Origin of the sequence: Maricaulis sp., from assembly GCF_017643475.1 — a bacterium.
Lineage (GTDB): Bacteria > Pseudomonadota > Alphaproteobacteria > Caulobacterales > Maricaulaceae > Maricaulis.
This window is the reverse complement of the sequence record NZ_JAEPNI010000001.1, coordinates 621,580-643,853: the sequence shown is the minus strand read 5'-3', so window position 1 is coordinate 643,853 and position 22,274 is coordinate 621,580. Positions and strand designations below refer to the sequence as shown.

The window sequence follows — 22,274 nt, the reverse complement described above, 5'->3', positions numbered from 1 at the left end:
CAGAAAAGCCGCCACCCTCCGGGCAGCGGCTTTCCTTCTTGGTGACAGACCGTCTAGCGCAGCGCGCGATAGACACCATCAATCACATCTTCCAGCGCACTCAGACGGCTGGCCGACTGGCTGCCGCGCTCGGCCCGTGGCAGGTCGCGAGACATGCGACGCAGATCGGATGCCAACGACCGGTTCTCCTCACCAGCTTCCAGTGTGGAGGCGGCCTGTTGCAGGGCCTCAGACAGGCTTGCCGCCGCGTCAGCTGCCAGGACCTCGTCGCGAACCAGCTGATCGACATAGGCCAGTCCGATAACCGGATGTTCAGGCCAGCTGACCGGATATTGCTGCTGCGGATTGAAGACCTCGCCCTGATTGGCGAGGCCGGCAGCAGCGATTTCGTTATCCGTGAGGAATTCGCTGGCCGAAAGCGCGAAAACGTCGAGGCCGCGCGCAATCTCGGTGCCGTAGATACGTCCGTCATACCAGTAGGACGACCAGTATCCGCCGCTGATCATCACGTCGGGATCAATCGGACCGCGGTCGAAATAGGCGATCTCGAACGGGTTTTCGGAGTCGGTGAAGTCGATGACGGAAATGCCACCCTGGTACCAGGACTGGACGAAGATATCGCGCCCCGGCACGGGAATGACGGAGCCGTTGTGCGCCACACAGTTTTCCTGCTCGGTCTGGGCCGAGGGAATCTTGAAATAGCTCGCGAACTCCAGGCGACCATTCTCGATATCGAAGATGGCGTTTGCACCCCAGTCGCTTGGATCCTGGGCACGGCAACGCGGGCGGCCACCGCCACCCCACTCATCGGTGAATAGGACCTTGGTGCCATCATTGTTAAACGTCGCGGAGTGCCAGTAGGCAAACCCCTGGTCCACAACAGCGTCGATACGCTGAGGAGCACGCGGGTCGGTGATGTCGAGAATGATGCCATTGCCCGAACAGGCACCAGCCGCCAGGTTCAGCGACGGGAAAACCGTGATGTCATGGCACTGATCGGTGCGGCGCGTGGACTGGGTACCGTCACCATGGTCACCGCCTGCCCACAAACCGGCAATGCGCCCGCTCTCGTCATCCGCGAACACACGCGGGCTGTCGACAATGCGCGACGCCGCCGGATTGGCGACAGGGATCTCGATGACATCGATGCTGAACAGCGCCGTCTCATCATCCCCCGGCAAACCGGCCACACAGCCGGCAAGCTCTTCTTCCGGACGGATCGAGCTGGTGCCGGAATTGTAGACAATGATGGTTTCGTCATCGGCAGACACCACCGAATGGGTGTGCGAGCCCCGGCAAGTCTGCACAAGACCGACCTGGCGAGGTGCGACAGGATCAGAGATATCGAAAATGCGGATACCGCGGAACCGTTCCGAGCTGACCTCTTCGACAATGCCCTGGCGCCCACAATCAATACGACCACGCGTGTCTTGAACCGACATGATCATCAGATCGCCGACGATGGAGACATCGCCCTGACCACCCGGACACACCAGCGAGCTGAGCAGACGCGGCTCGTCCCCGGAAATGTCGTAGAGATTGATGCCATGATAATTACCAGCCGCCATCAGATTACCGGCAAACGCCATATCCGTGTTGGAGAAGCTGAGGAACGGCGCACGATCACCGAAGCGGCGCTCGATATCCTCGTCAGTGGCATCGGTCGGAATCTCCGGTGGCAGGCCCGCCGGGTTCTCAACATCAAAGAATCCGGTCGGTTTGGGCAGGCTCGCCAGGTGGGTCAGGTTGGAAATCGCTTCCTCTGCATCCCGGAAACCAGCTGCCAGTCCATTGCGCGGGTCCTCCGACAGGCCGGAGAGGATCGTATTCATGCGGCGGATCTCGGCACGCTGCTCACCGCGCACATCATTGACGAAATCAAACAATACCGGGTCATACGCCGAGCCGCGCTGCGACAGCAGGTGGTCAACCATGTCCACGGCACCGTCATGATGCGCGATCATCAGCTCAAGGAACATGCGGTCGAATGCGGTGCCGCTGGCAGCTTCAAGCGCCACCATCTGGGCCGGGCTGGCCATGCCGGACATGTTGTGATGCCCGCCATGATGCATGGCGTGTGGGTCATTGGCCGGGTCCGGCGCATCTTCGCTGCGTTCACGAAGCCAAGACTGCATGAAGGCAATCTCGTCTTCCTGGGAGATATCGATGCGACTGGCGATATCGACCAGTGACTGGGTGCTGGTCCGCTCGCCCACGAGCGCCGCCATCTGCACAGCCTGGAAATGATGCAGGATCATGCCCTGCATGAAGCGCACATCATCATCGGAGTACCGATTGGCTGCGATCTCAACCGCTTCCTCGGCACTCAGCTGGCGATTGGCCTCCCCCGGAGCCCCCGGTTGAACAATTGGTGCATCCTGCGCAAATCCAGCGCCAGCGACCAGACCGATCAGCGCCGAGCCCACGAGTAATCTTGCCTTCCAGGCCATCGACATCCTCCCTCGAAAATTATGGCGAGAGAATTAGGCTGGAAGCTCTTCGGGGCAAGCCAATTCTTGCGCGCTAGTCCACCTGTTCCAGAAAGTCTGTGATTGCGGACCAGGCCTCTGGCTCTGTCATGAAGGGCGCATGGCCAACATCAGGCACTTCCGCATAGGCCATGTCCGGCTTTTTCGAGCGCATCCTGTCAACGGTCTCGATGGTCAGAAGATCGGTGTTTCCACCCCGTACAACGAGCACCGGAAGCGCCTTGAAAGGCTCCCAGAACGGCCAGAGATCCGGCAGTTCCCCGCCCTCGTCGAACTGCTCGACGATGGCCTGGTCATAAGAGAGATCAAACCCGCCCTCGACCTCGATCCAGAGCTTGCGGGCAAACCAGTCCCAGAACTCCCTGTCGCCTTTGCGTTTGGGAAAGGCGTCCAGGTTGGACGCAATCGTCCGGTCAATCGCCTCGTCCCAGGTTTTCACCGCACCGCGTGCGGAAACGTTGGACTTGATGCGCTCGATACCACCGGGATTGATCTCGACACCGATATCATTGATCACCGCCGCGGCCAGCTTGCCCGGCGCCAGGGTCGGCGTGATCAGCGACATCAGCCCGCCCATCGACGTGCCGACGTAAACAGCACGCGCAATGCCGAGATTTTCGAGCAAGGCCGCCATATCCATCGTATAAATCGGCGGCTGATACCGCTCTGGCCGGGGATCCCAGTCCGATTTTCCGCGCCCCCGCTGGGACGCCACGATCACCCGCCGCCCCAGCGCCGCGATCTGTGGCGCCAGCTCGGCAAAGTCATTCACATTGCGCGTCAGCCCATGCAGGCAGAGCACGGGCAATCCCCGTTCCTCGCCGACAGCCGGATAATCGCGATAGTGAATTTTCGGACCGTCCTCGGTCTGGAAATAATGCTCGGTGAAACTCATCCGGCTCTGCCCCTATTCAGCTTCCCAATCGCGCTCCAGATAACGCGACGCCCAGAACATGAAACCCGCCGCGACCAGGTAAAGCGTTGCGCCGATAGCAATCGATACCCGCAGCGAACCATCGCCGAAAGTCGGTTGCAGAACCGTTGAGACACGGCCCAGAACGTAAACGCCACCGCCAATCCCGAGCAGGTTGTTGATCAGCAGGAAGACAGAGGATGCACTGGTACGCATGTGCGGGGGCACGAGGTGCTGGAACGCTGAGATGACCGGCCCCAGCCAGGCGAGGCCCAGAGCGGTCGGGATGAACAGGATCATCACGGACAACATCGGTGACGGCGACATGATGCCTGCCCAGTACAAAGGAGCGCTGACCAGGAAGGCGAGCGCCGGAACGGTCGCGTAGGCGGAGCGTTTGCTCTTGCCCAGGAAGTCACCCATTACACCGCCCAGGAAGATGCCGAGACTGCCAGCTACAAAGAGAATACCGCCGAAGACCCAGCCGGTTTCTATCAGGCTCAGTTCGAAACTGCGCGCAAAGAAGGACGGGATCCAGAAGAAGACGCCATACCCCATCATGGACGAGGAAGACGCGCCGAAGACCATCAGCCAAAAGCTCCACTTCTTGATCACAAGTTCCATGAAATCACGGAAGGCAAAGAAGAACGCACCGATCAGCAGGCCGGCGATAAAACGCCCTGCCAACCATGCGAGCGCAGCCGGGCCAAACCCGGCTCCGCCGAAGGCTGGAATACTCCAGGTCACCAGGCCCGGCAGCAACATCAGAACACCAACTCCAAGGCACAGCGGGACCACTTGTGTGGTCTTGCCAACCCAGCTTCCGGCCAGCCAGCCGGTCACCGCCCCAACAAGGGCGCCAGCCACCAGAACCAGCGGTGACTGGATCGGCTCGGCGCCAAAGACGAGCGCGTTGAACAGCGAAAGCAGGCTCGGCAAGGCAAACAAGACTGCACCCGCCATGGACAGGATGCGCACCTTGTCGGCGCTGTAGGCCCCTACCGTCTGGACAGGCGAAGCGTCCACTGTCTTGCCGCCGTCGAACTGGCCACGCTTGGGCTCCTTGACCAGGAATTTGAAGACCGGCGCGAGAAAGACGCCTGCCAGGCCAACAATGATGAAAGCGGAGCGCCAGTCCAGTGCATCCGAAATGGCACCACCGGCAATCTGAGAACCCGCAATCACGCCAAACGCACTGCCCACGGGGATGCCAAGAGAATAGATAGCCAAAGCGCGCGATCGTTTTTCCGGAGGATGATAATCGGCGATGATCGTATAGGCAGGAGCCACACCTCCGGCCTCACCAACGCCGACACCGACACGCGCCAGGAAGAGATGCATGAAGTTTTGCGCGAAACCGCTGAGAGCCGTGAAACCACTCCAGACGGTCAGGGAAATCGTCATGATCCAGGTTCGGTCGAGGCGATCAGCAAACCAGGCAATTGGCACACCCAGCGTCGAGTACAGCAGCGCGAAGGCGATACCGCCCAACAAGCCAAGCTGTTCATCCGTAAGAGAAAGCTCTTCCTGGATCGGAATAGCCAGGATCGAGATGATCTGCCGGTCCAGAAAATTGAACGCGTAAACAAGGAACAGCATCAGCATGACAACACCGCGATAACCGCTGCTGATCTTGGGCTCCGTATCGACCGATTCGGACTTGGTTTCTTCGGACATTAATTCTCCCCTCGAGTGCATCACCGGATGTTTCCGTTGCGATACGATGCGGACGCAAACATGAATGACCATTCAGGTATGGTCAAATGCCAATTCCGTCAAAGCGGTGCCAACAGGTGCTTGCGTCCCCGGCCTGCGAATGCAGGATGTGCGGCAGATTGGCTGCTACAGCCTCAATCGCCAAGGGGAACATTTGATGAAACACGCGATTTTTGCCTTTGCCGCGAGCAGCTTGCTGCTTGCTGGCTGCACTCAGGCCGGCGAGGAGGACGCCGCCCACGAGGATAACGCCGCGGAAAACACCAACTCCGCATCCATCACATCCACCGAGATCACGGAAGCTGACCTGCGCCATCGCATCGCCACCCTGGCCAGCGACGAGTTCGAAGGACGCGCTCCGGCGACCTCCGGCGGCATCGCAGCCAGCCAGTGGATCGCCGACGAGATGCAACGCATTGGCCTGGAACCAGGCAATGGCGACAGCTATTTCCAGCCGGTTTCCCTGCTGGAGGTCACGCTGGATACCGCCAATTCCAGCTTCGACATCGCCCATAATGGCGAGAGCCTCGGTTTTTCAATGCCGGACGACCTGGTTTACTGGACCAAGCGCGCCGATGACGAAGTCGCCATCGAGAACACCGAACTGGTCTTTGTCGGTTATGGCGTTGTCGCTCCGGAATATGGCTGGAACGACTATGAAGGCGTCGACGCGCGCGGCAAGACAGTCGTCATGCTGGTCAATGATCCGGGTTATGGCGATCCGGAAAGCGGACTCTTCAACGGCAATGCGATGACTTATTACGGCCGCTGGACGTACAAATTCGAGGAAGCGGCCCGCCAGGGCGCCGACGGCGTCATCGTCATCCACCAGACCGCCCCGGCCTCCTATGGCTGGAATGTCGTCTCCGGATCCTGGACCGGTGGCCAGCTGGATCTGGCCCGTGAACCGGGTGAAGGCACATTTGCTGGCGTCGAGAGCTGGATCACCGAGGAAGGCGCTCGCCAGCTGTTCGAACTGTCCGGACTGGATTTTGACGCACTCACCGCAGCTGCGGCACAGCCGGGTTTTGAAGCCGTTGAAATGACAGGCCTGACTGCGTCCGGCACCCTGCGCAACACCACCCGCACCATGGACAGCCGCAATGTCGCCGGTGTTGTCCGCGGCACCGAGCGTCCGGATGAGTTTGTCATCTACACCGCGCACTGGGACCATCTGGGTATTCGTTTTGGTGTCGGTGAAGACGGTATCTTCAACGGTGCTGTCGACAATGCGACCGGCACGTCCGCAATCCTGGAAATCGGCGAGGCGTTTGCGGCCAATCCGCCGGAACGCTCGGTCATGATCCTGGCTGTCACCGCCGAGGAATCCGGTCTGCTGGGCTCAGCCTATTACGGCGTCAACCCGATCGAGCCACTCTCCCAGACCGTCGGCGGAATCAACATCGATGCCATCCTGCCAACCGGTCGGTCACGTGACGTGGTCGTTGTTGGTCACGGCGCGTCCGAGCTGGAAGATATCCTGACCGAGGAAGCCGCCGACCAGGACCGCTATATTGTCCCGGACCCGAACCCGGAGGCGGGCTATTTCTACCGCTCCGACCACATCTCCCTGGCCAAGCAGGGTGTGCCGATGCTGTATGCAGACGGTGGCTTCGACCTGCGCGAGGGTGGCCGCGAGGCCGGCGAGGCCTTTGGCGCCGACTACCGCGCCAATCGCTATCACGCACCGGGCGATGAGTATTCTGAAGACTGGAACATGGAAGGCATGCTCGAAGACGCCCAGCTCTTCTACAATGTCGGCAACCGTCTCGCGAATTCGCAGGACTGGCCGAACTGGTATGAAGGTAATGAGTTCCGGGCACTCCGCGACGCCCAGCGCGCCGATTAGGCAGCGAGACATCTGCACGAAAAAGGCGGCCCCCTCAGGCCGCCTTTATTGTATCTCATACCGGGTGGAAGCTGTCTGTCTAGAACGTCTTGCGCGTTGCAAAACGTTCGCCATTTCGGCTTTCTAGGCGCTGGGAATAGGCTGCCTCGTCGATCACGGCACCTGAGTGCACGCAATAGACGGTGCGCGCCTCGGAGATGCGCGGCCAGTGGATAAAGTCACACAGAACCGTCTTCATGCCCGAAGCAACATTGATCTCGACACTGCCCATGCTCTGGGCAAAGGCGAGATTGTTCTGGAACATGCCGCTATCACGCAAATTATCCATGGCGCCGACAAACTCGCCGCCCAGAAATTGTGAGACCTGACGCCCCTCGATCTCCTCGCGAGTGACACCGAACATATCGACTGCACCTTGCGAGATCGCCTTGAACATACCCAGGGAGTCGGTGACGAATTCGATGGCCGGATTAAGCGTAACCAGGTCCATCCAGGTCGGGGCCGGAGCCACGACAAAAGCGTCTTGAACAAGTTCTGCCATGCGGCGCTTCACGCGCTCGGGTGGATCGGATTCTCCGTTCTCCCAGCGCGAAACCATCGCCTGTGTAACGCCGAGATCGGCAGCCAGAGCGGCCTGCTTCAGACGTTTGGACATCCGGAAATTCCGGATGATGGACGGCCAATTCACTTTTCCGGATGCAACAGGCAGATTTAAATCTTGTGCCACGGCTCCCCCCGCAGGCCCTAAGCTATGGGCGTTGTACGAATCTGGCTTCCAAACTCCTTCTGGAGGTCCTCGAACTCGTCCTCGCCGACCTGCGCTCCGCTGAACACCCAACGCGGCTGGAGGTCTTCACCCCGTCGCCACCAGTTCATCGAATGCACAAACAGCGTTTCACCCTTTCGAGGCCCGTCGCAGAGTACATACTTGTCCACACTTTCAACGGTTTCGACGCGTTCGTCAAAGAATCCGATTGATTTTAGACGCAAAAAAAGTTGCGGCAGTCCTTCCGAGAAGCTCCGGGAAAGCTCCTGGCCTTCGCAGTCGGTGCGCTTCAGACCGGTTTCGCGTTCCATGCCGACACTGATCGTTTCCAGAATGCCGGAGCTGGACACCACGCCGGCAATGGCCGGGGTTTCCGCCATGTAGGACCGCCAGCCGATCATCGGCGCCGATAATTCCTCGGGTGACACTAGGGTGAGGATGCGTTCCTGCATTTCCCGACCCGGCTCGACCAGGTCTGCCTCCCAGCGTGAGACCATCGCCTGTGTGACCCCGAGATCATCGGCCAGAGCCATCTGCTTCATATTGTTGGTAAAACGGTATTGTTTGAGAATTTCACCCCAGCTCAGATGCGCCGGTTTACTGGACCGGTTTGTCTCTGTGCTCATTCCTCAAAGTGCCTTTCGCACAACCACCGGCCCACCCAGCCGCTCTCTCACATCGCGATAGACGCTTTCATTCACGACAGCGCCGGACATCATGCACAGGACACGCGGCCCCGGCATCAGGACCGGACGGTGCAGCCCGTGCAGATAGACCTGTTTCCATTCCCCGGAACCGTGCCGGTATTCGAACAGGTCCACGCTCTCCGCGCTGGCCACCCGACCTTCGAAAAAGCCTGCACGCCCAAAGGTTGCAAAAAGGTCAAAAATCTCGCCACGGAAGTAGTGCCTCATCATGCGGCCCGACAATTCTTCGGATGTCGACCCCATCAACCGGGCCAGCCCGCGCGAAGCGACAGCCATGCGTCCGGTCCCGTCAGCGACACAGATAATGGCCGGGTTCTGGGCGACACGCTGCTCCCAGACATCACGCGAAATCGTCGCGCTTTCGGCCCAGTAAAGATCGAACAATAATTCCTGGATGCGAGGACTGGGGCGGGCATCGGCAGCTTCCCATCGCGAAACCATGGTCTGGGTCACGGCGAGACGATCCGCCAGCTGACCCTGGTTAAGCCCCGTCGAATGCCGGTAGTGCCGGATCACTGACGGCCAGTGCAGCTCGGGAAGTTCCTGCGAAATCTCAATTGCTGACATGCAACTCTTCCGCCCTTCGAAGAATGCAGTAACGCTATGAGTTATATTTTATAACGTAAATCGCGATTTTTGGGAAGCTAGTTTCTGTTTGGCACTGTTTGCGCGAGATGAACAGGGCGATTTTGAAACTTGTGTGACACTTGCCGCGAGGGCGACAGTCCATGCGGGAACAGTCCGTCGCGGCGGACTATAGGCTGACGCATGCGTCAACAAAACAGTTTCAAATGGCGCGACGAGCGCTAAACTCCCTGCAACGAATAATAATTCCCGGGGAGAGCTGCGTGCCGCACGATATCGATGTGGTTGCGAAGATCTGCGCACATCACAATCATGATCCCGCTGCATTGCTGGAAATCCTGCACGACACACAGGAACATTTCGGCTGCGTCAGTGACGAGGCCGCGCGCCGGATTGCGCAGGACCTGAACATATCCCGCGCCGACATCCACGGCGTTCGCAGTTTTTATGGCGATTTCACCCGCGACACCGATAAGCCGAAACTCAAACTCTGTCGTGCCGAAGCCTGCCAGGCTGTGGGCAGCGAGGAGCTGGCCCGGCGCCTGTCGGCCAGGGGCATCGCAAGCGAGACCATCTATTGCCTGGGCAATTGTGCCCTGGGCCCGGCCGCGATGATCGGCAAGCGCCTGATCGGCCGCGCCAGCGCCGAGCTGCTGGAAGCGGAGCTGGCCGATGACTGATACGCCCCGCCTCTTTCTCCCCAGGGATGCCGCCGCCCTCTCCGTCGGCGCGGACGGCGTTGCCGCGGCCCTGCCCCAGGACCAGCTGGTGCGGACCGGGTCGCGTGGCATGTTGTGGCTGGAACCGCTGCTGGAGGTCGACACTCCGGATGGCCGGATCGGTTTTGGACCGCTCTGCGTGACGGATGCGAAACGCCTCGCCGAGACAGGCTTCCCGAAGGATCACGCGACCTGTTTAGGCAAGGTCGAGAACCTGCCATGGATGAAGATCCAGCGCCGCATTATCTTTGAACGTTGCGGCGTCATCGACCCGCTGGACCTGGACGCCTTCAAGGCCAGTGGCGGGCTGGATGGCCTCCGCGCAGCACTCGCTAGCAACGCAGCGGACATCGTCGAGACTGTGACCCGCTCCGGACTGCGCGGGCGCGGTGGCGCCGGTTTTCCAGCCGGCATCAAGTGGAAAACCGCATCGGAAGCCCAGGCTGACCAGAAATACATCTGCTGTAACGCTGATGAGGGCGATAGCGGCACCTTTGCCGATCGCATGTTGATGGAAGGCGATCCCGGCCAGCTGATCGCCGGCATGATCATCGCCGGCCTCGCTGTGGGTGCCACAAAGGGCTTCATCTATTGCCGCTCGGAATATCCGCACGCCATTGCAACGCTGAAGGCTGCGATCGCGTCCTGGGAAGGGCGCGGCTGGCTGGGGGCGGATATTCTCGGCTCCGGGAAGGCATTTGAACTCGAGGTTCGTCGCGGCGCCGGCTCCTATGTCTGCGGCGAGGAAAGCGCCATGCTGGAGAGCCTGGAAGGCAAGCGCGGTCAGGTCCGGGTCAAACCGCCCATCCCGGCTCTTTCAGGCCTGTTCGGAAAGCCGACCATCGTCAACAATGTCCTGACGCTGGCCAGCGTACCGTGGATCCTGGAGCATGGCGGCGAAGCCTATGCCGAGATCGGCCATGAACGCTCGCGCGGCACCCAGGCTTATCAACTTGCGGGCAATATTCGCCGGGGCGGCATGCTGGAAGCCGATTTCGGCATTTCCCTGCGTGAACTGATCGAGGATTTTGGCGGTGGCACGCTGAGCGGCCGCCCGCTGAAGGCCGTCCAGGTCGGAGGCCCCCTGGGCGCCTACATCCCTGCGGACGGTCTCGATTTGCCAATGGATTACGAAGCCTTCGCCGCGGCTGGCGCGATGCTGGGGCATGGCGGCATCGTCGTCTTTGACGACACGGTCGACATGGCCAGACAGGCCGAATTCGCGATGGAATTCTGTGCCGAGGAAAGCTGTGGCAAGTGTACGCCATGCCGTATCGGCTCAATGCGAGGCGCCGAGACGATCAGCAAGATCCGCGACGGCGAGAATGTCGAGGCCAATCTGGAACTGGTGGAAGACCTGTGCACCATCATGACGGACGGATCACTGTGCGCCATGGGCGGCCTGACCCCGATGCCGGTGATGAGCGCGCTTCGCCATTTCCGAGAGGATTTCACATCCTCGGACGCGAAACTCAAAGACACGGTAGACTAAAGCGATGGGAAGCCGCCGCGAGAATGATTTCGGCACGCCGGCCCGCACAAGCGAGACCCGCGTCAGCCTGGAAATTGACGGCCAGACGGTCACCGTACCGGAAGGCACATCCATCATGCGCGCCGCCTCCGAGGTGGAAGCACGCATCCCAAAACTCTGTGCCACAGACCGGTTGGAAGCATTTGGCTCCTGCCGTATGTGCCTGGTCGAGATCGAGGGACGCAAGGGAACCCCCGCCTCCTGCACCACACCGGTGTCCGAGGGCATGAAGGTCCAGACCCAGACACCTCGCCTGGAAGCCCTGCGCCGTGGCGTGATGGAACTCTACATCTCCGACCACCCGCTCGACTGCCTGACCTGTTCCGCCAATGGTGATTGCGAACTCCAGGACACCGCCGGCGAAGTGGGCCTGCGCGAAGTGCGTTACGGTTTCGAGGGCGAAAACCACCTGGCCGAAGGCGTCGACGCCTCCAATCCCTATTTCCAGTTCGATGGCTCCAAATGCATCGTTTGCTCGCGCTGCGTTCGCGCCTGTGACGAGATCCAGGGCACGCTGGCCCTGACCATTGACGGGCGGGGTTTCGAATCCAAGGTTTCCGCCGGGCTCGATGAGGGTTTCTTCGACAGTGAGTGCGTGTCCTGCGGCGCCTGTGTCCAGGCCTGTCCGACCGCCACGCTGATGGAGAAAAGCGTCGTCGAACATGGACAGCCACGCCGCGAGGTTGCCACGACCTGCGCCTATTGCGGGGTTGGTTGTTCCTTCATCGCCGAACTGCAGGGCGATGAAGTTGTGCGCATGACACCGGACACGTCCGGCGGTGCCAATGAGGGCCATTCCTGCGTGAAGGGAAGATTTGCGTGGGGTTATGCCAGCCATCCCGACCGGGTGATGTCGCCGATGATCCGCGAGGATATCAGCCAGCCCTGGCGCGAAGTCAGCTGGGACGAGGCCATCGGCTTCGCCGCGGACCGCTTCAAGGCCATCCAGACAGAGAACGGCCGCAGCTCGATCGGCGCAGTCACCTCATCGCGCTGTACGAATGAAGAAGTCTATGTCGTCCAGAAAATGGTCCGCGCGGCCTTTGGCAACAATAATGTCGACACCTGCGCCCGGGTCTGCCACTCGCCGACCGGCTACGGCCTGAAGACGACGTTCGGCACCTCTGCAGGAACACAGAACTTCAAATCCGTGGAACAGGCAGATGTCATCCTGGTCATCGGCGCCAATCCGACCGATGCCCACCCGGTCTTTGCCTCGCGCATGAAACAGCGGCTGCGTGCTGGCGCCCGCCTGATCGTCGCTGACCCGCGGGCGACGGACCTTGTCCGCTCTCCGCACATCCAGGCTGACCATCACCTGCAACTACGACCGGGCACGAATGTCGCCATCATCAACGCCCTGGCCCACGTCATTGTCACCGAGGGCCTGGTCGACAGGGCGTTTGTTGCCGAGCGTTGCGAGGCCGAGAGCTTTGACCGCTGGGCAGCCTTCATCGCGCAGGAACAGAACAGCCCGGAAGCTGTTGAGGCGGTCAGCGGTGTGCCCGCGGAAACAATCCGCCAGGCTGCGCGTCTCTATGCCACGGGTGGCAATGCCGCGATCTATTACGGGCTGGGCGTAACCGAACACTCGCAAGGATCGTCCATGGTGATGGGCATGGCGAACCTGGCCATGGCGACGGGCAATATCGGTCGTGAGGGCGTCGGCGTGAACCCGCTTCGGGGCCAGAACAATGTCCAGGGCTCCTGCGACATGGGGTCTTTCCCGCACGAGTTCCCCGGCTATCGCCACGTCTCCGATATCGATACCCGCGCCCTGTTCGAGACCAGCTGGGGCAAGTCGCTCAGCGACGAGCCGGGTCTGCGCATACCCAACATGTTTTCCGCAGCGCTGGATGGCAGTTTCAAGGGCATGTTCATCCAGGGCGAAGACCTCGCCCAGTCGGATCCGGACACCCAGAATGTCATCGCGGCCCTGCGCTCCATGGACTGTGTGGTCGTCCAGGACCTTTTCCTGAACGAAACTGCCGCCTTTGCGCATGTCTTCCTACCGGGCACGTCTTTCCTGGAGAAGGACGGCACCTTCATCAATGCCGAACGCCGCATCAACCGCGTGCGCCCGGCCTTCCCGGAAAAACAGGGCCTATCGGAATGGGAGACGGTCTGCCGCCTCGCCGAGGCGCTGGGTTATCCCATGCGCTATCAGAAATCGGCGGACATCATGAATGAGATTACGGCGCTGACACCGACTTTTGCGGGCGTCAGTTTCGACCGCCTCGATCGCGAGGGCTCGGTGCAATGGCCATGTAACGATGCAGCGCCCAACGGCACGCCGACCATGCATGTCGACGGGTTTGTGCGGGGCAAGGGCCAGTTCATGCTGACCCAGTTCATCCCGACCGAGGAACGCACCACACGTGCCTTCCCGCTGCTTTTGACGACCGGCCGCATTCTCAGCCAGTACAATGTCGGCGCCCAGACCCGCCGCACCGAGAACTCGCGCTGGCATGACGAGGATGTGCTGGAGATCCACCCGTCCGATGCAGACGCTCGCGGCCTCACCGAAGGTGACATGGTTTCCCTGTCCAGCCGCAAGGGCGCGATCACCGTCCGTGCCGTCCTCTCGGATCGCATGCCGCCAGGCGTGGTGTATACGACGTTCCACCACCCGGAATCCGGAGCGAACGTGGTGACAACCGAGTTATCCGACTGGGCGACGAACTGCCCTGAATACAAGGTCACGGCTGTACAGGTCGCCCCATCCAACATGCCATCGGACTGGCAGGCCGAACGCGATCGCCGCCGCGCCCGCATCGATATCGTGCCCGCTGCGGAGTGACCGGATTGAACCTGCCGCAAGCCTCGCTCGATGTCGCCATCGCGTCCACGGATGCGGAGGGAAGCCACTGGGCTATTGCCACGGAACACCCGGTCGAGATCGGCTTTAACGGGCGCGCCTGGACCGTGATGATGGCCAGTCCCGGTGACCTGGAAGATCTGGCTTTCGGTCTGGCGGTCTCGGAAGGCGTCCTGAACGCAGACGCCCGACCGGACGCGATCGAGATCATGACCTATGCCGAAGGTACCACGGTCGACATCCGGATCGCGGCGAAGGCCATCAATGGTGACCGCCTAACCCGGCGCACCCTCGACGGTCATACAGGCTGTGGCCTGTGTGGCATCGAAAGCCTGGCGGAGTTGCATGCACCGGGCCCCGGCCAGAGGCGCGCGCTCAACATCAGCGACGCCGCGATCGAACGCGCCTTCAACAACATTTCTGACCGGCAGACGCTTAACCAGCAGACTCACAGCGTCCATGCCGCGGCCTGGTGTTCGCCGGTCGGAGTGATCGAGTTTGTGCGCGAGGATGTCGGTCGTCACAATGCACTGGACAAGCTGATCGGACTGCTCGCAGCGGCGGGCCGGATCGAGGCGCCCGGCTTCGTGCTGATGTCCAGCCGGTGCAGTTACGAGCTGGTCTACAAGACCGCCGCGACGGGCGCTTCAGCACTGGTCACCCTGTCCGCCCCCACATCGCTGGCGCTGCAGCTGGCCGATGCCATCAATCTGCAAATCCTCACACGTGGCCCAGGCGGCCGCGTCGTGCGATTGGGAGTCTAGGCCCGATGGACCAGAACCGCCTCATCACCATGGCCAACCAGATCGCCGGCTTCTTCGAACCCTATTCCGAGGAGGAGGCGATCGAGGGCGTGGAACAGCACATCAAGAGTTTCTGGGAACCGCGCATGCGCGAGCAATTGCAGGCGGTCCTCACCGATCATCCAGACAGTTTGCTGCCGGTCGTCCGCAAGGCTGCGGCTCGGCTCGCCTGACCATATCCTTCGAGGGGGAGAGAAGACGTTGAACAGTGATATCGATATCGCCCGTGCGGCCAACATGCTGCCGATCACGGACGTCGCGGAGAAGCTCGGCATCCCGTCCACGGCGCTGGCCCAGTACGGCAATGACAAGGCCAAGCTGACGGCGGACTACATCAAATCGCTGAATGGCGGCGAAGATGGCAATCTTATCCTGGTGACGGCGGTCAATCCGACGCCCGCCGGTGAGGGCAAGACGACCACCACAGTGGGGCTGGGCGATGCGCTGAACCGGATTGGAAAACGCGCGACCATCTGTATCCGCGAACCCTCCCTGGGACCATGTTTCGGCATGAAGGGCGGCGCTGCGGGCGGGGGACATGCCCAGGTCGTGCCGATGGAAGATATCAATCTCCACTTCACCGGCGATTTTCACGCGATCACTTCGGCGCACAATCTGCTCTCCGCGATGATCGACAATCATATCTACTGGGGCAATGCGCTGGAGATCGACCAGCGCCGCGTGGTCTGGCGCCGCGTGCTGGACATGAATGACCGTGCCCTGCGCGAGATTATCGCTTCACTGGGCGGCGTGGCCAACGGTTTCCCGGGCCAGTCCGGTTTCGACATCACGGTGGCTTCGGAGATCATGGCTATCCTCTGCCTGGCGGAGGACCTGGAAGACCTGCAACGACGCCTCGGCAATATCATCATCGGCTACCGCCGCGACAAGACGGTAGTGACCTGCCGCGACGTCCAGGCAGATGGTGCGATGACAGTCCTGCTGAAAACCGCTCTGCAGCCGAACCTGGTACAAACACTCGAGAACAATCCGGCCTTCATCCATGGTGGTCCGTTCGCGAACATCGCCCACGGCTGCAACTCGGTCATCGCCACCAAGACGGCGTTGAAACTGGCCGATTATGTCGTCACTGAAGCGGGCTTTGGCGCGGACCTGGGCGCGGAGAAATTTTTCGACATCAAGTGTCGCAAGGCCGGGTTGTCACCCAAGGCCGTCGTCATCGTCGCGACCATCCGCGCACTCAAGTCCAATGGCGGTGTCGCCAAGGCTGACCTTAATGAAGAGAACCTCGAAGCCCTGAAGAAGGGATGCGCCAATCTCGGCCGTCACATCGAGAATGTCCGCAAATACGGTGTACCGGCCGTGGTCGCGATCAACCATTTCTCCTCCGATACCGACGCCGAAGTCGCACTTGTCGAGGAATACGCCGCGTCCATGGGTAGCGAAGCCATTCTTTGCCGCCACTGGGCCGATGGCTCGGCAGGCACTGAGAACCTGGCCAATCGTATGGTCGAGATCATCGAAGGCGGTGTCGCCCAGTTCGCTCCGATCTATGGTGATGATCTGAGCCTGTTCGAAAAGATCGAGACAGTCGCCAAGACCATCTATCGTGCTGACGAAGTGCTGGCTGACAAGAAGATCCGGGACCAGTTGCGCGAATGGGAAGAGGCCGGTTTCGGGCACTTGCCTGTCTGCATGGCCAAGACACAGTACAGTTTCTCGACAGACCCGAACCTTCGCGGCGCGCCCTCCAATCACTCGGTCCCCGTCCGGGAGGTCCGACTGTCAGCGGGCGCCGGCTTCATCGTCGTTATCTGCGGAGCGATCATGACCATGCCGGGCCTGCCTCGCCATCCCGCGGCGGAACAGATCGGGCTCGATGACAACGGCCAGGTCGTCGGACTCTTCTGAGGCGAATTCGCATAAACTAATTCAAGTCAATGAAATAGTCTGGGTATTCATATTCTATGAGTGCCCGGACTTTTCCCAGGGCCGTAAGACTTCTGACCTCCGCAAAGTGAGTGTTTTGAAGTCGGAATATGGATTGGGCCCGGACCGTTCGGTCGCTTAGACAGAGACTACGCCTGAAACAGGGCGCGTTCGCGCAGATGGTCGGCACCAGCCAGACCACGATCTCGCGCATCGAGGCGGGCTTGTCCGAGCCCACAGCTGATATCATTGAAGCTATTGATAAACTGCGTAAAAACCCGAACACGCGCAGCACTTTCGACGACTTTGTCGCCTCGATCGAGCATAGCCCCTATCATTGTTTCCTGCTGAACACGGACAATGATGACCTGGCATTGGAAACGGTCAGCGATCCGATGCGCGACCATCTGGGTTCAGTGCGCGAGCTGGCAGACATGACTGCGGGTGACGAGCTGAGCCATCATATCAACGCCCTCATCGACCGCGGCTTCTCATCCGGACGCATTGAAAGCGCCATCGGCAGCTGGAAGGACGCGGGCAATCCGCCGCAATTCTGGCAGGTGGTCTATTCGCCCATGCGGGACGGTACGGGCTCCTGGTATGTCTACGCCACGCTGACGCAAACCACCGAGGCTGACTATGAGGCCCATCGCGGCGAACACGATGGCGGCCTCATCATCACCAGTTATACCCCAGACTAGCGGTAACGCGCCTGCAGCTTGGCCAGAGCTTCGCTGCCAGGGCAGAGCACATCCTGCGGGATGGTATTGAGCGGACGAGCCGGCAGGCTGTTGGACGCGTGCATGTCACCCATATCCTCGTTGAGATAGAGGAGACCCGTACGGATCTCGCCCGAATCGGACGGTGTCATCAGTGTCTCAATGGCCTGGGCACGATCACGCGGATCATAATCGCTCTCTGTCTGGCGCAGGCGCAGAACGCCGCCGTCATGCAAGGTCACGCTCAGCAGGCCGTCCTCATCGGGAGCGCCGGTGATCTCGTCAGCCTGCGCTACGAAATCCGTATGCACGAGCGGATGATAATACTTGTACGTATGGGCATAACTCTTGGTCGAGCCAGCGTGGTCATTGAAGGTCACACACGGCGAGATCACGTCGATGACCGCGAAGCCCTTGTGCATCAGCGCCGCCTTGATCAGCGGAACCAGCTGGGACTTGTCGCCGGAAAAACTGCGCGCCACAAAACCCGCGCCCAGGGTCAGCGCCTGGACACACGGATCGATCGGAGTCTGCTCGTTGGCGAGCCCCTTTTTCGACTTGGTACCAATATCCGCCGAGGCCGAGAACTGCCCCTTGGTCAGGCCATAAACACCGTTGTTCTCGATCATGTAGAGCATGTTGAGATTGCGACGGATGGCATGGGCGAATTGACCAAAACCGATAGACAGCGAGTCACCGTCTCCGGAGATACCGATATAGTGCAGGTCGCCGTTCACAGCGTTTGCGCCTGTCGCCACCGACGGCATGCGGCCGTGGACACAGTTGATACCGTGCGACTGCCCCATGAAATAGGCCGTCGTTTTGGACGAACAACCAATGCCGGACACCTTGGCGGCGCTTTCCGGGGCCAGGTTCAGCTCCCAGAAGGCCTGGACCAGGGCCGCGGTGACAGAGTCATGGCCACAGCCCGCGCAAAGCGTCGACATCACGCCCTCATAATTGCGGATTGTCAGGCCCAGCGCGTTGGTTGGCAGGTGTTTGGAGATTTTCGGTTTCGGCATCGAGGTCATGACTACGCCTCCTCCGTCTCGCAATGCGCCATGATGGCGTCGTAGATGAACTCCGGATTGGCGGGCATCCCGGCATAATCCAGGATCGGGACGAGCTTGGTCTTGTCGACCGAAGTTTCGTTGATCAGCAGGCTGCGCAACTGGGCGTCGCGGTTTTGCTCGACCACGAAGATCTCGTCATGCTCTGCCATGAAGGCTTCGATTTCCGAATTAAACGGGAATCCGCGCACTCGCAGGTAATTCAGCGGCAAGCCAGCTTCATTGAACCGGTCCAGCGCCTCTCGCACGGCTCCGTCACAACCACCGATCGAAATGATCGCCCGGCGAGTCGGCTTGCCCGCGTCGACAATCACTGGCCCGGGAACTGTGTCAGCGGCGCTTTCCCACTTGCGGGTCAGCCGGTCCAGCACTTCCTGGTACTCAACGCCATCCTCGGTGTATCCGCCTTTCCAGTTATGGCCGGAACCACGGGTGAAGTAAGCGCCCTTGGGATGCGTACCAGGCAAGGTTCGATAGGGCACCGCATCACCATCCCGATCTTCATAGCGATAGAATTTTTCCATCGCCTCAAGTTCCTTGGCACTCAGCACCTTGCCGCGATCGGGTACGTAGCTGTCATCCCATTCCAGCTCCTCAATCATCCAGTCATTCATACCGATATCCAGGTCGGTCATGAAGAAAACCGGTGCCTGGAAACGCTCAGCCAGGTCAAACGACTGGACCGACATCTCGAAACACTCACGCGGGTCGGCGGGATAGACACAGATATGCTTGGTATCTCCGTGGCTGGCATAGGCCGCCATGGTCAGATCGCACTGCTGGGTCCGCGTCGGCAGGCCCGTTGAGGGCCCTGCGCGCTGGACGTCAAACAACACCACCGGGATTTCAGCATAATAGGCAAAGCCGATGAACTCGCTCATCAGCGAAATTCCCGGGCCGGATGTCGGGGTGAAAGCGCGCGCGCCATTCCAGCCTGCACCTACAGCCATGCCGATCGAGGCCAGTTCGTCTTCGGCCTGGATAATGCAGAAATTCTTCTCTCCGGTTTCCTTGTCGATCCGGAACTTCTCACAGAAGGCCTTGTAGCCATCCATCAGCGAGGTCGACGGGGTAATCGGATACCAGGCACCGAATGTCGCCCCGGCATAAACCGCACCGAGACCGGCCGCTGTATTGCCATCGATCATGATGTGGCCAGCCGTCTTGTCCATCGGCTCAACCCGCAGATTCAGCGGCTCTGCATGTTTCTCGCGGATATAGTCCAGACCCAGCTGAATGGCCTTCATATTGGCTTCGATCAGATGCGCCTTGGTGCCGAACATCTCCTCGACCATGCTGCGGATGATCTCAACATCAATGCCCGTCAGCGCAGCGACTGCGCCAACATAGGCCATATTCTTCATCAGCACCCGGGTGCGGGCATTGTCGAACTCGGCATTGCACATGCGCGCCAGCGGAACCCCGATCGCGGTGATGTCCTCGCGGGCGTGCATCTCCGGACGCGGCCAGGTGTCGTCATACAAGATCACACCGCCCGGAGAGACCTCGGCGAGGTCCTGGGCATAGGTCTCCGCATTCATGGCGACCATGAATTCTGTCGTACCCGCACGGGACCGGTAACCATCCTTGGTCAAACGGATCTCGTACCAGGTCGGCAGGCCCTGGATGTTGGACGGGAAGAGATTCTTGCCGACCACCGGCACACCCATGCGGAAAATGGCCTTCATCAGCAGACCATTGGCCGAGGCAGAACCGGTTCCGTTCACATTGGCGATCTTGAGAACGAAATCATTGACCCGCACGTCGGGCTGGATCCTGGCAACAGCATTCATTCTGCAGCGACTCCCTCGGCTTCCTCGATGGCATGAGGAATGAAAATATCAGCGTCCTGCATGTCCCAGGCAGAGGTCGGACAACGTTCCGCACACAGGCCACAGTGCAAGCACAGGTCTTCGTCCTTCACCATGACCCGCCCCGTATCCCTAAGTGGCTCGGAGACATAGACGGCCTGTTCGGTATTGTTCGCCGGAACACGCAGCGTCTGGCGCAGATCCGCCTCTTCCGCGGCCGGGACGATCGACAGGCAATCCACCGGACAGATATCCAGACAGGCATCACACTCCTTGCAGAGCGGCGCCTCGAACACCGTCTGGACGTCACAGTTCAGACAACGCTGAACCTCGGTGATGATCTGCTCGTCGGTAAAGCCGACCTCGACTTCCTTGCGACGATCGGCCAGGCGCTGTTTGAGTTCCACAAGCGGCATCTCCCGGCGATCCGACGCGTCGAAGGCGTTGGAGTACATCCACTCGTTCACGCCCATCTTGGCAGAGTTGAGATTGAGCCCGCGTGGCATGCGTTCGGCGACACTTTCGCCCTGGCAGTGTTTATGGATCGAGATTGCAGCCTGGTGACCATGTTCGACGGCCCAGATGATGTTCTTGGGACCAAAGGCACTGTCACCGCCAAAGAACACGCCCTTGACCGTGGACTCATGCGTGGTCTCGTCAACGATCGGTACGCCCCACTTGTCGAACTCGATGCCCGCATCCCGCTCGATCCAGGGGAAGGCGTTCTCCTGGCCGATGGCCAGAATGACATCGTCACAAGGGATGATCTTGCGACCGGCGACCTTGGTGTCAGTGATACGACCGCTTTCATCAAGCTGGTATTCCATCAGCTCGAACTCCATACCGGTCAGCTTGCCGTTCTCGACGACAAAACGCTTCGGGGAGTGATTGACGAGGATCTCGACATTCTCCTCCTCGGCATCCTCAAGCTCCCATGGCGAGGCCTTGAAGAATTCGCGCGGCTTGCGCGCCATGACCTTCACATCATCCGCGCCCAGACGCAGCGAGGTCCGGCAGCAATCCATCGCCGTATTGCCAACACCGATGATCAGAACTTTCTTGCCGATAGCCTTGGTGTGCTCGAAAGCGACGTTTTCCAGCCATTCGATACCGATATGGATATTGGCTTCCGCCTCATCGCGACCCTCGATCTTCAGGTCCTTGCCCTTGGGCGCACCGGAACCGATGAAGATGGCGTCATAACCCTCGTCCTTGAGCGCCTTGAGGCTCTCGACACGGTGGTTGAGCTTGATCTCGACACCCATCTTCTCGATATAGCCGATCTCCTCATCCAGCACTTCTTCCGGCAGACGGAAGGCGGGGATGTTGGAGATCATCAGACCACCCGGGCGGTGCATCGCCTCAAACACCGTGCACTCATAGCCGAGGGGAGCCAGATCATTGGCCACGGTCAGCGAGGCTGGGCCAGCGCCCACAAGCGCAATCTTCTTGCCATTGGTTCGCTCGGGCCTTTGCGGCACCAGGTGCGCAACCTCGTCGCGATGGTCCGCAGCCACACGCTTGAGGCGACAGATGGCGACCGGCTCTTCCTCGACACGACCGCGGCGACAGGCCGGCTCGCACGGGCGGTCGCAGACGCGGCCGAGAATGCCGGGAAAGACATTCGATCGACGATTGACCAGATAGGCTTCGGTAAATTTGCCCTGGGCGATCAGCCGGATGTATTCCGGCACCGGCGTATGCGCGGGGCAGGCCCACTGACAGTCCACGACTTTATGGAAATAGTCCGGATCCTTCACATCGGTCGGCTTCAAGATCCCCTCCCCGGCGCTGAGAACATCAGCCAGACGGCTGATTGCGTATCCATTCGAAGGGCATAGTCACAACCAGCCTCCCTTTCCGGTCAAGGAGATTTCGTCTGCAACAC

Annotated in this window: 17 protein-coding genes; 8 read left to right on the top strand and 9 right to left on the bottom strand. The window is 60.3% G+C overall.

All coding sequences use genetic code 11. The features are described from left to right. Positions 1-53: 53 nt before the first annotated feature. From JJ889_RS03105 to JJ889_RS03095, 3 genes are all read right to left on the bottom strand, one after another. The gene (locus tag JJ889_RS03105) at positions 54-2,456 is read right to left on the bottom strand and encodes a DUF305 domain-containing protein (RefSeq protein WP_366940031.1); all 2,403 of its coding nucleotides are present in this window, start codon (positions 2,454-2,456) and stop codon (positions 54-56) included. 67 nt (positions 2,457-2,523) lie between these two features. Next, positions 2,524-3,384, bottom strand: coding sequence for an alpha/beta hydrolase (locus JJ889_RS03100; RefSeq protein ID WP_291891433.1), 861 nt, complete (start codon positions 3,382-3,384; stop codon positions 2,524-2,526). Positions 3,385-3,396: 12 nt separating this feature from the next. Further along, on the bottom strand, positions 3,397-5,079 hold the full coding sequence (locus tag JJ889_RS03095) for an MFS transporter (protein ID WP_291891432.1): 1,683 nt from the start codon (positions 5,077-5,079) through the stop codon (positions 3,397-3,399). Between the two features lie 196 nt (positions 5,080-5,275). Between JJ889_RS03095 and JJ889_RS03090 the strand changes: the two genes are divergently transcribed. After that, positions 5,276-6,967, top strand: a complete 1,692-nt coding sequence (locus JJ889_RS03090; RefSeq protein WP_291891431.1) for a M28 family metallopeptidase — start codon at positions 5,276-5,278, stop codon at positions 6,965-6,967. Between the two features lie 79 nt (positions 6,968-7,046). On the opposite strand, the gene JJ889_RS03085 is transcribed toward JJ889_RS03090, so the two are convergent. The 3 genes from JJ889_RS03085 to JJ889_RS03075 are packed head-to-tail and all read right to left on the bottom strand — an operon-like array spanning position 7,047 to position 9,007. Next, positions 7,047-7,655, bottom strand: coding sequence for a helix-turn-helix transcriptional regulator (locus tag JJ889_RS03085; protein WP_291893154.1), 609 nt, complete (start codon positions 7,653-7,655; stop codon positions 7,047-7,049). A gap of 56 nt (positions 7,656-7,711) precedes the next feature. Beyond that, positions 7,712-8,359: a helix-turn-helix transcriptional regulator gene (locus tag JJ889_RS03080; RefSeq protein ID WP_291891430.1), complete on the bottom strand. Its 648-nt coding sequence runs from the start codon at positions 8,357-8,359 to the stop codon at positions 7,712-7,714. Between the two features lie 3 nt (positions 8,360-8,362). Continuing rightward, a complete protein-coding gene (locus tag JJ889_RS03075) occupies positions 8,363-9,007 on the bottom strand; it encodes a helix-turn-helix domain-containing protein (RefSeq protein WP_291891429.1) in 645 nt (214 codons plus the stop codon). Between the two features lie 281 nt (positions 9,008-9,288). Here JJ889_RS03075 and JJ889_RS03070 point away from each other — a divergent pair, with 281 nt between their 5' ends. The 7 genes from JJ889_RS03070 to JJ889_RS03040 all read left to right on the top strand — a co-directional run bounded on the left by JJ889_RS03070 (position 9,289) and on the right by JJ889_RS03040 (position 17,487). Then, positions 9,289-9,705: an NAD(P)H-dependent oxidoreductase subunit E gene (locus JJ889_RS03070; RefSeq protein WP_291891428.1), complete on the top strand. Its 417-nt coding sequence runs from the start codon at positions 9,289-9,291 to the stop codon at positions 9,703-9,705. Beyond that, positions 9,698-11,236, top strand: coding sequence for an NADH-quinone oxidoreductase subunit NuoF (locus tag JJ889_RS03065; RefSeq protein WP_291891427.1), 1,539 nt, complete (start codon positions 9,698-9,700; stop codon positions 11,234-11,236). The genes JJ889_RS03070 and JJ889_RS03065 overlap by 8 nt, the downstream gene beginning before the upstream one ends. A 4-nt stretch (positions 11,237-11,240) precedes the next feature. Continuing rightward, positions 11,241-14,075 carry a formate dehydrogenase subunit alpha gene (fdhF, locus tag JJ889_RS03060; RefSeq protein ID WP_291891426.1) on the top strand — a complete coding sequence of 945 codons (2,835 nt, stop codon included), beginning with the start codon at positions 11,241-11,243 and terminating at the stop codon, positions 14,073-14,075. 5 nt (positions 14,076-14,080) lie between these two features. Continuing rightward, complete coding sequence (fdhD, locus tag JJ889_RS03055; protein ID WP_291891425.1) at positions 14,081-14,857, top strand: formate dehydrogenase accessory sulfurtransferase FdhD; 777 nt, start codon at positions 14,081-14,083, stop codon at positions 14,855-14,857. A 5-nt stretch (positions 14,858-14,862) separates the two neighbouring features. After that, positions 14,863-15,069: a formate dehydrogenase subunit delta gene (locus JJ889_RS03050; RefSeq protein ID WP_291891424.1), complete on the top strand. Its 207-nt coding sequence runs from the start codon at positions 14,863-14,865 to the stop codon at positions 15,067-15,069. 28 nt (positions 15,070-15,097) lie between these two features. Beyond that, positions 15,098-16,768 carry a formate--tetrahydrofolate ligase gene (locus JJ889_RS03045; RefSeq protein WP_291891423.1) on the top strand — a complete coding sequence of 557 codons (1,671 nt, stop codon included), beginning with the start codon at positions 15,098-15,100 and terminating at the stop codon, positions 16,766-16,768. Between the two features lie 128 nt (positions 16,769-16,896). Continuing rightward, on the top strand, positions 16,897-17,487 hold the full coding sequence (locus tag JJ889_RS03040; RefSeq protein WP_291891422.1) for a helix-turn-helix transcriptional regulator: 591 nt from the start codon (positions 16,897-16,899) through the stop codon (positions 17,485-17,487). Here the strand turns inward: JJ889_RS03040 and JJ889_RS03035 are convergent. Genes JJ889_RS03035 through JJ889_RS03025 form a run of 3 tightly spaced genes read right to left on the bottom strand, consistent with a single transcriptional unit; the run spans position 17,484 to position 22,161 of the window. After that, positions 17,484-18,536, bottom strand: a complete 1,053-nt coding sequence (locus JJ889_RS03035; RefSeq protein ID WP_291891421.1) for a 2-oxoacid:ferredoxin oxidoreductase subunit beta — start codon at positions 18,534-18,536, stop codon at positions 17,484-17,486. The genes JJ889_RS03040 and JJ889_RS03035 overlap by 4 nt on opposite strands. Positions 18,537-18,538: 2 nt before the next feature. Then, a complete protein-coding gene (locus tag JJ889_RS03030; protein ID WP_291891420.1) occupies positions 18,539-20,368 on the bottom strand; it encodes a 2-oxoacid:acceptor oxidoreductase subunit alpha in 1,830 nt (609 codons plus the stop codon). Continuing rightward, complete coding sequence (locus JJ889_RS03025; protein ID WP_291891419.1) at positions 20,365-22,161, bottom strand: FAD-dependent oxidoreductase; 1,797 nt, start codon at positions 22,159-22,161, stop codon at positions 20,365-20,367. Before JJ889_RS03025 ends, JJ889_RS03030 begins: the two co-directional genes overlap by 4 nt. Between the last annotated feature and the right edge of the window lie 113 nt (positions 22,162-22,274).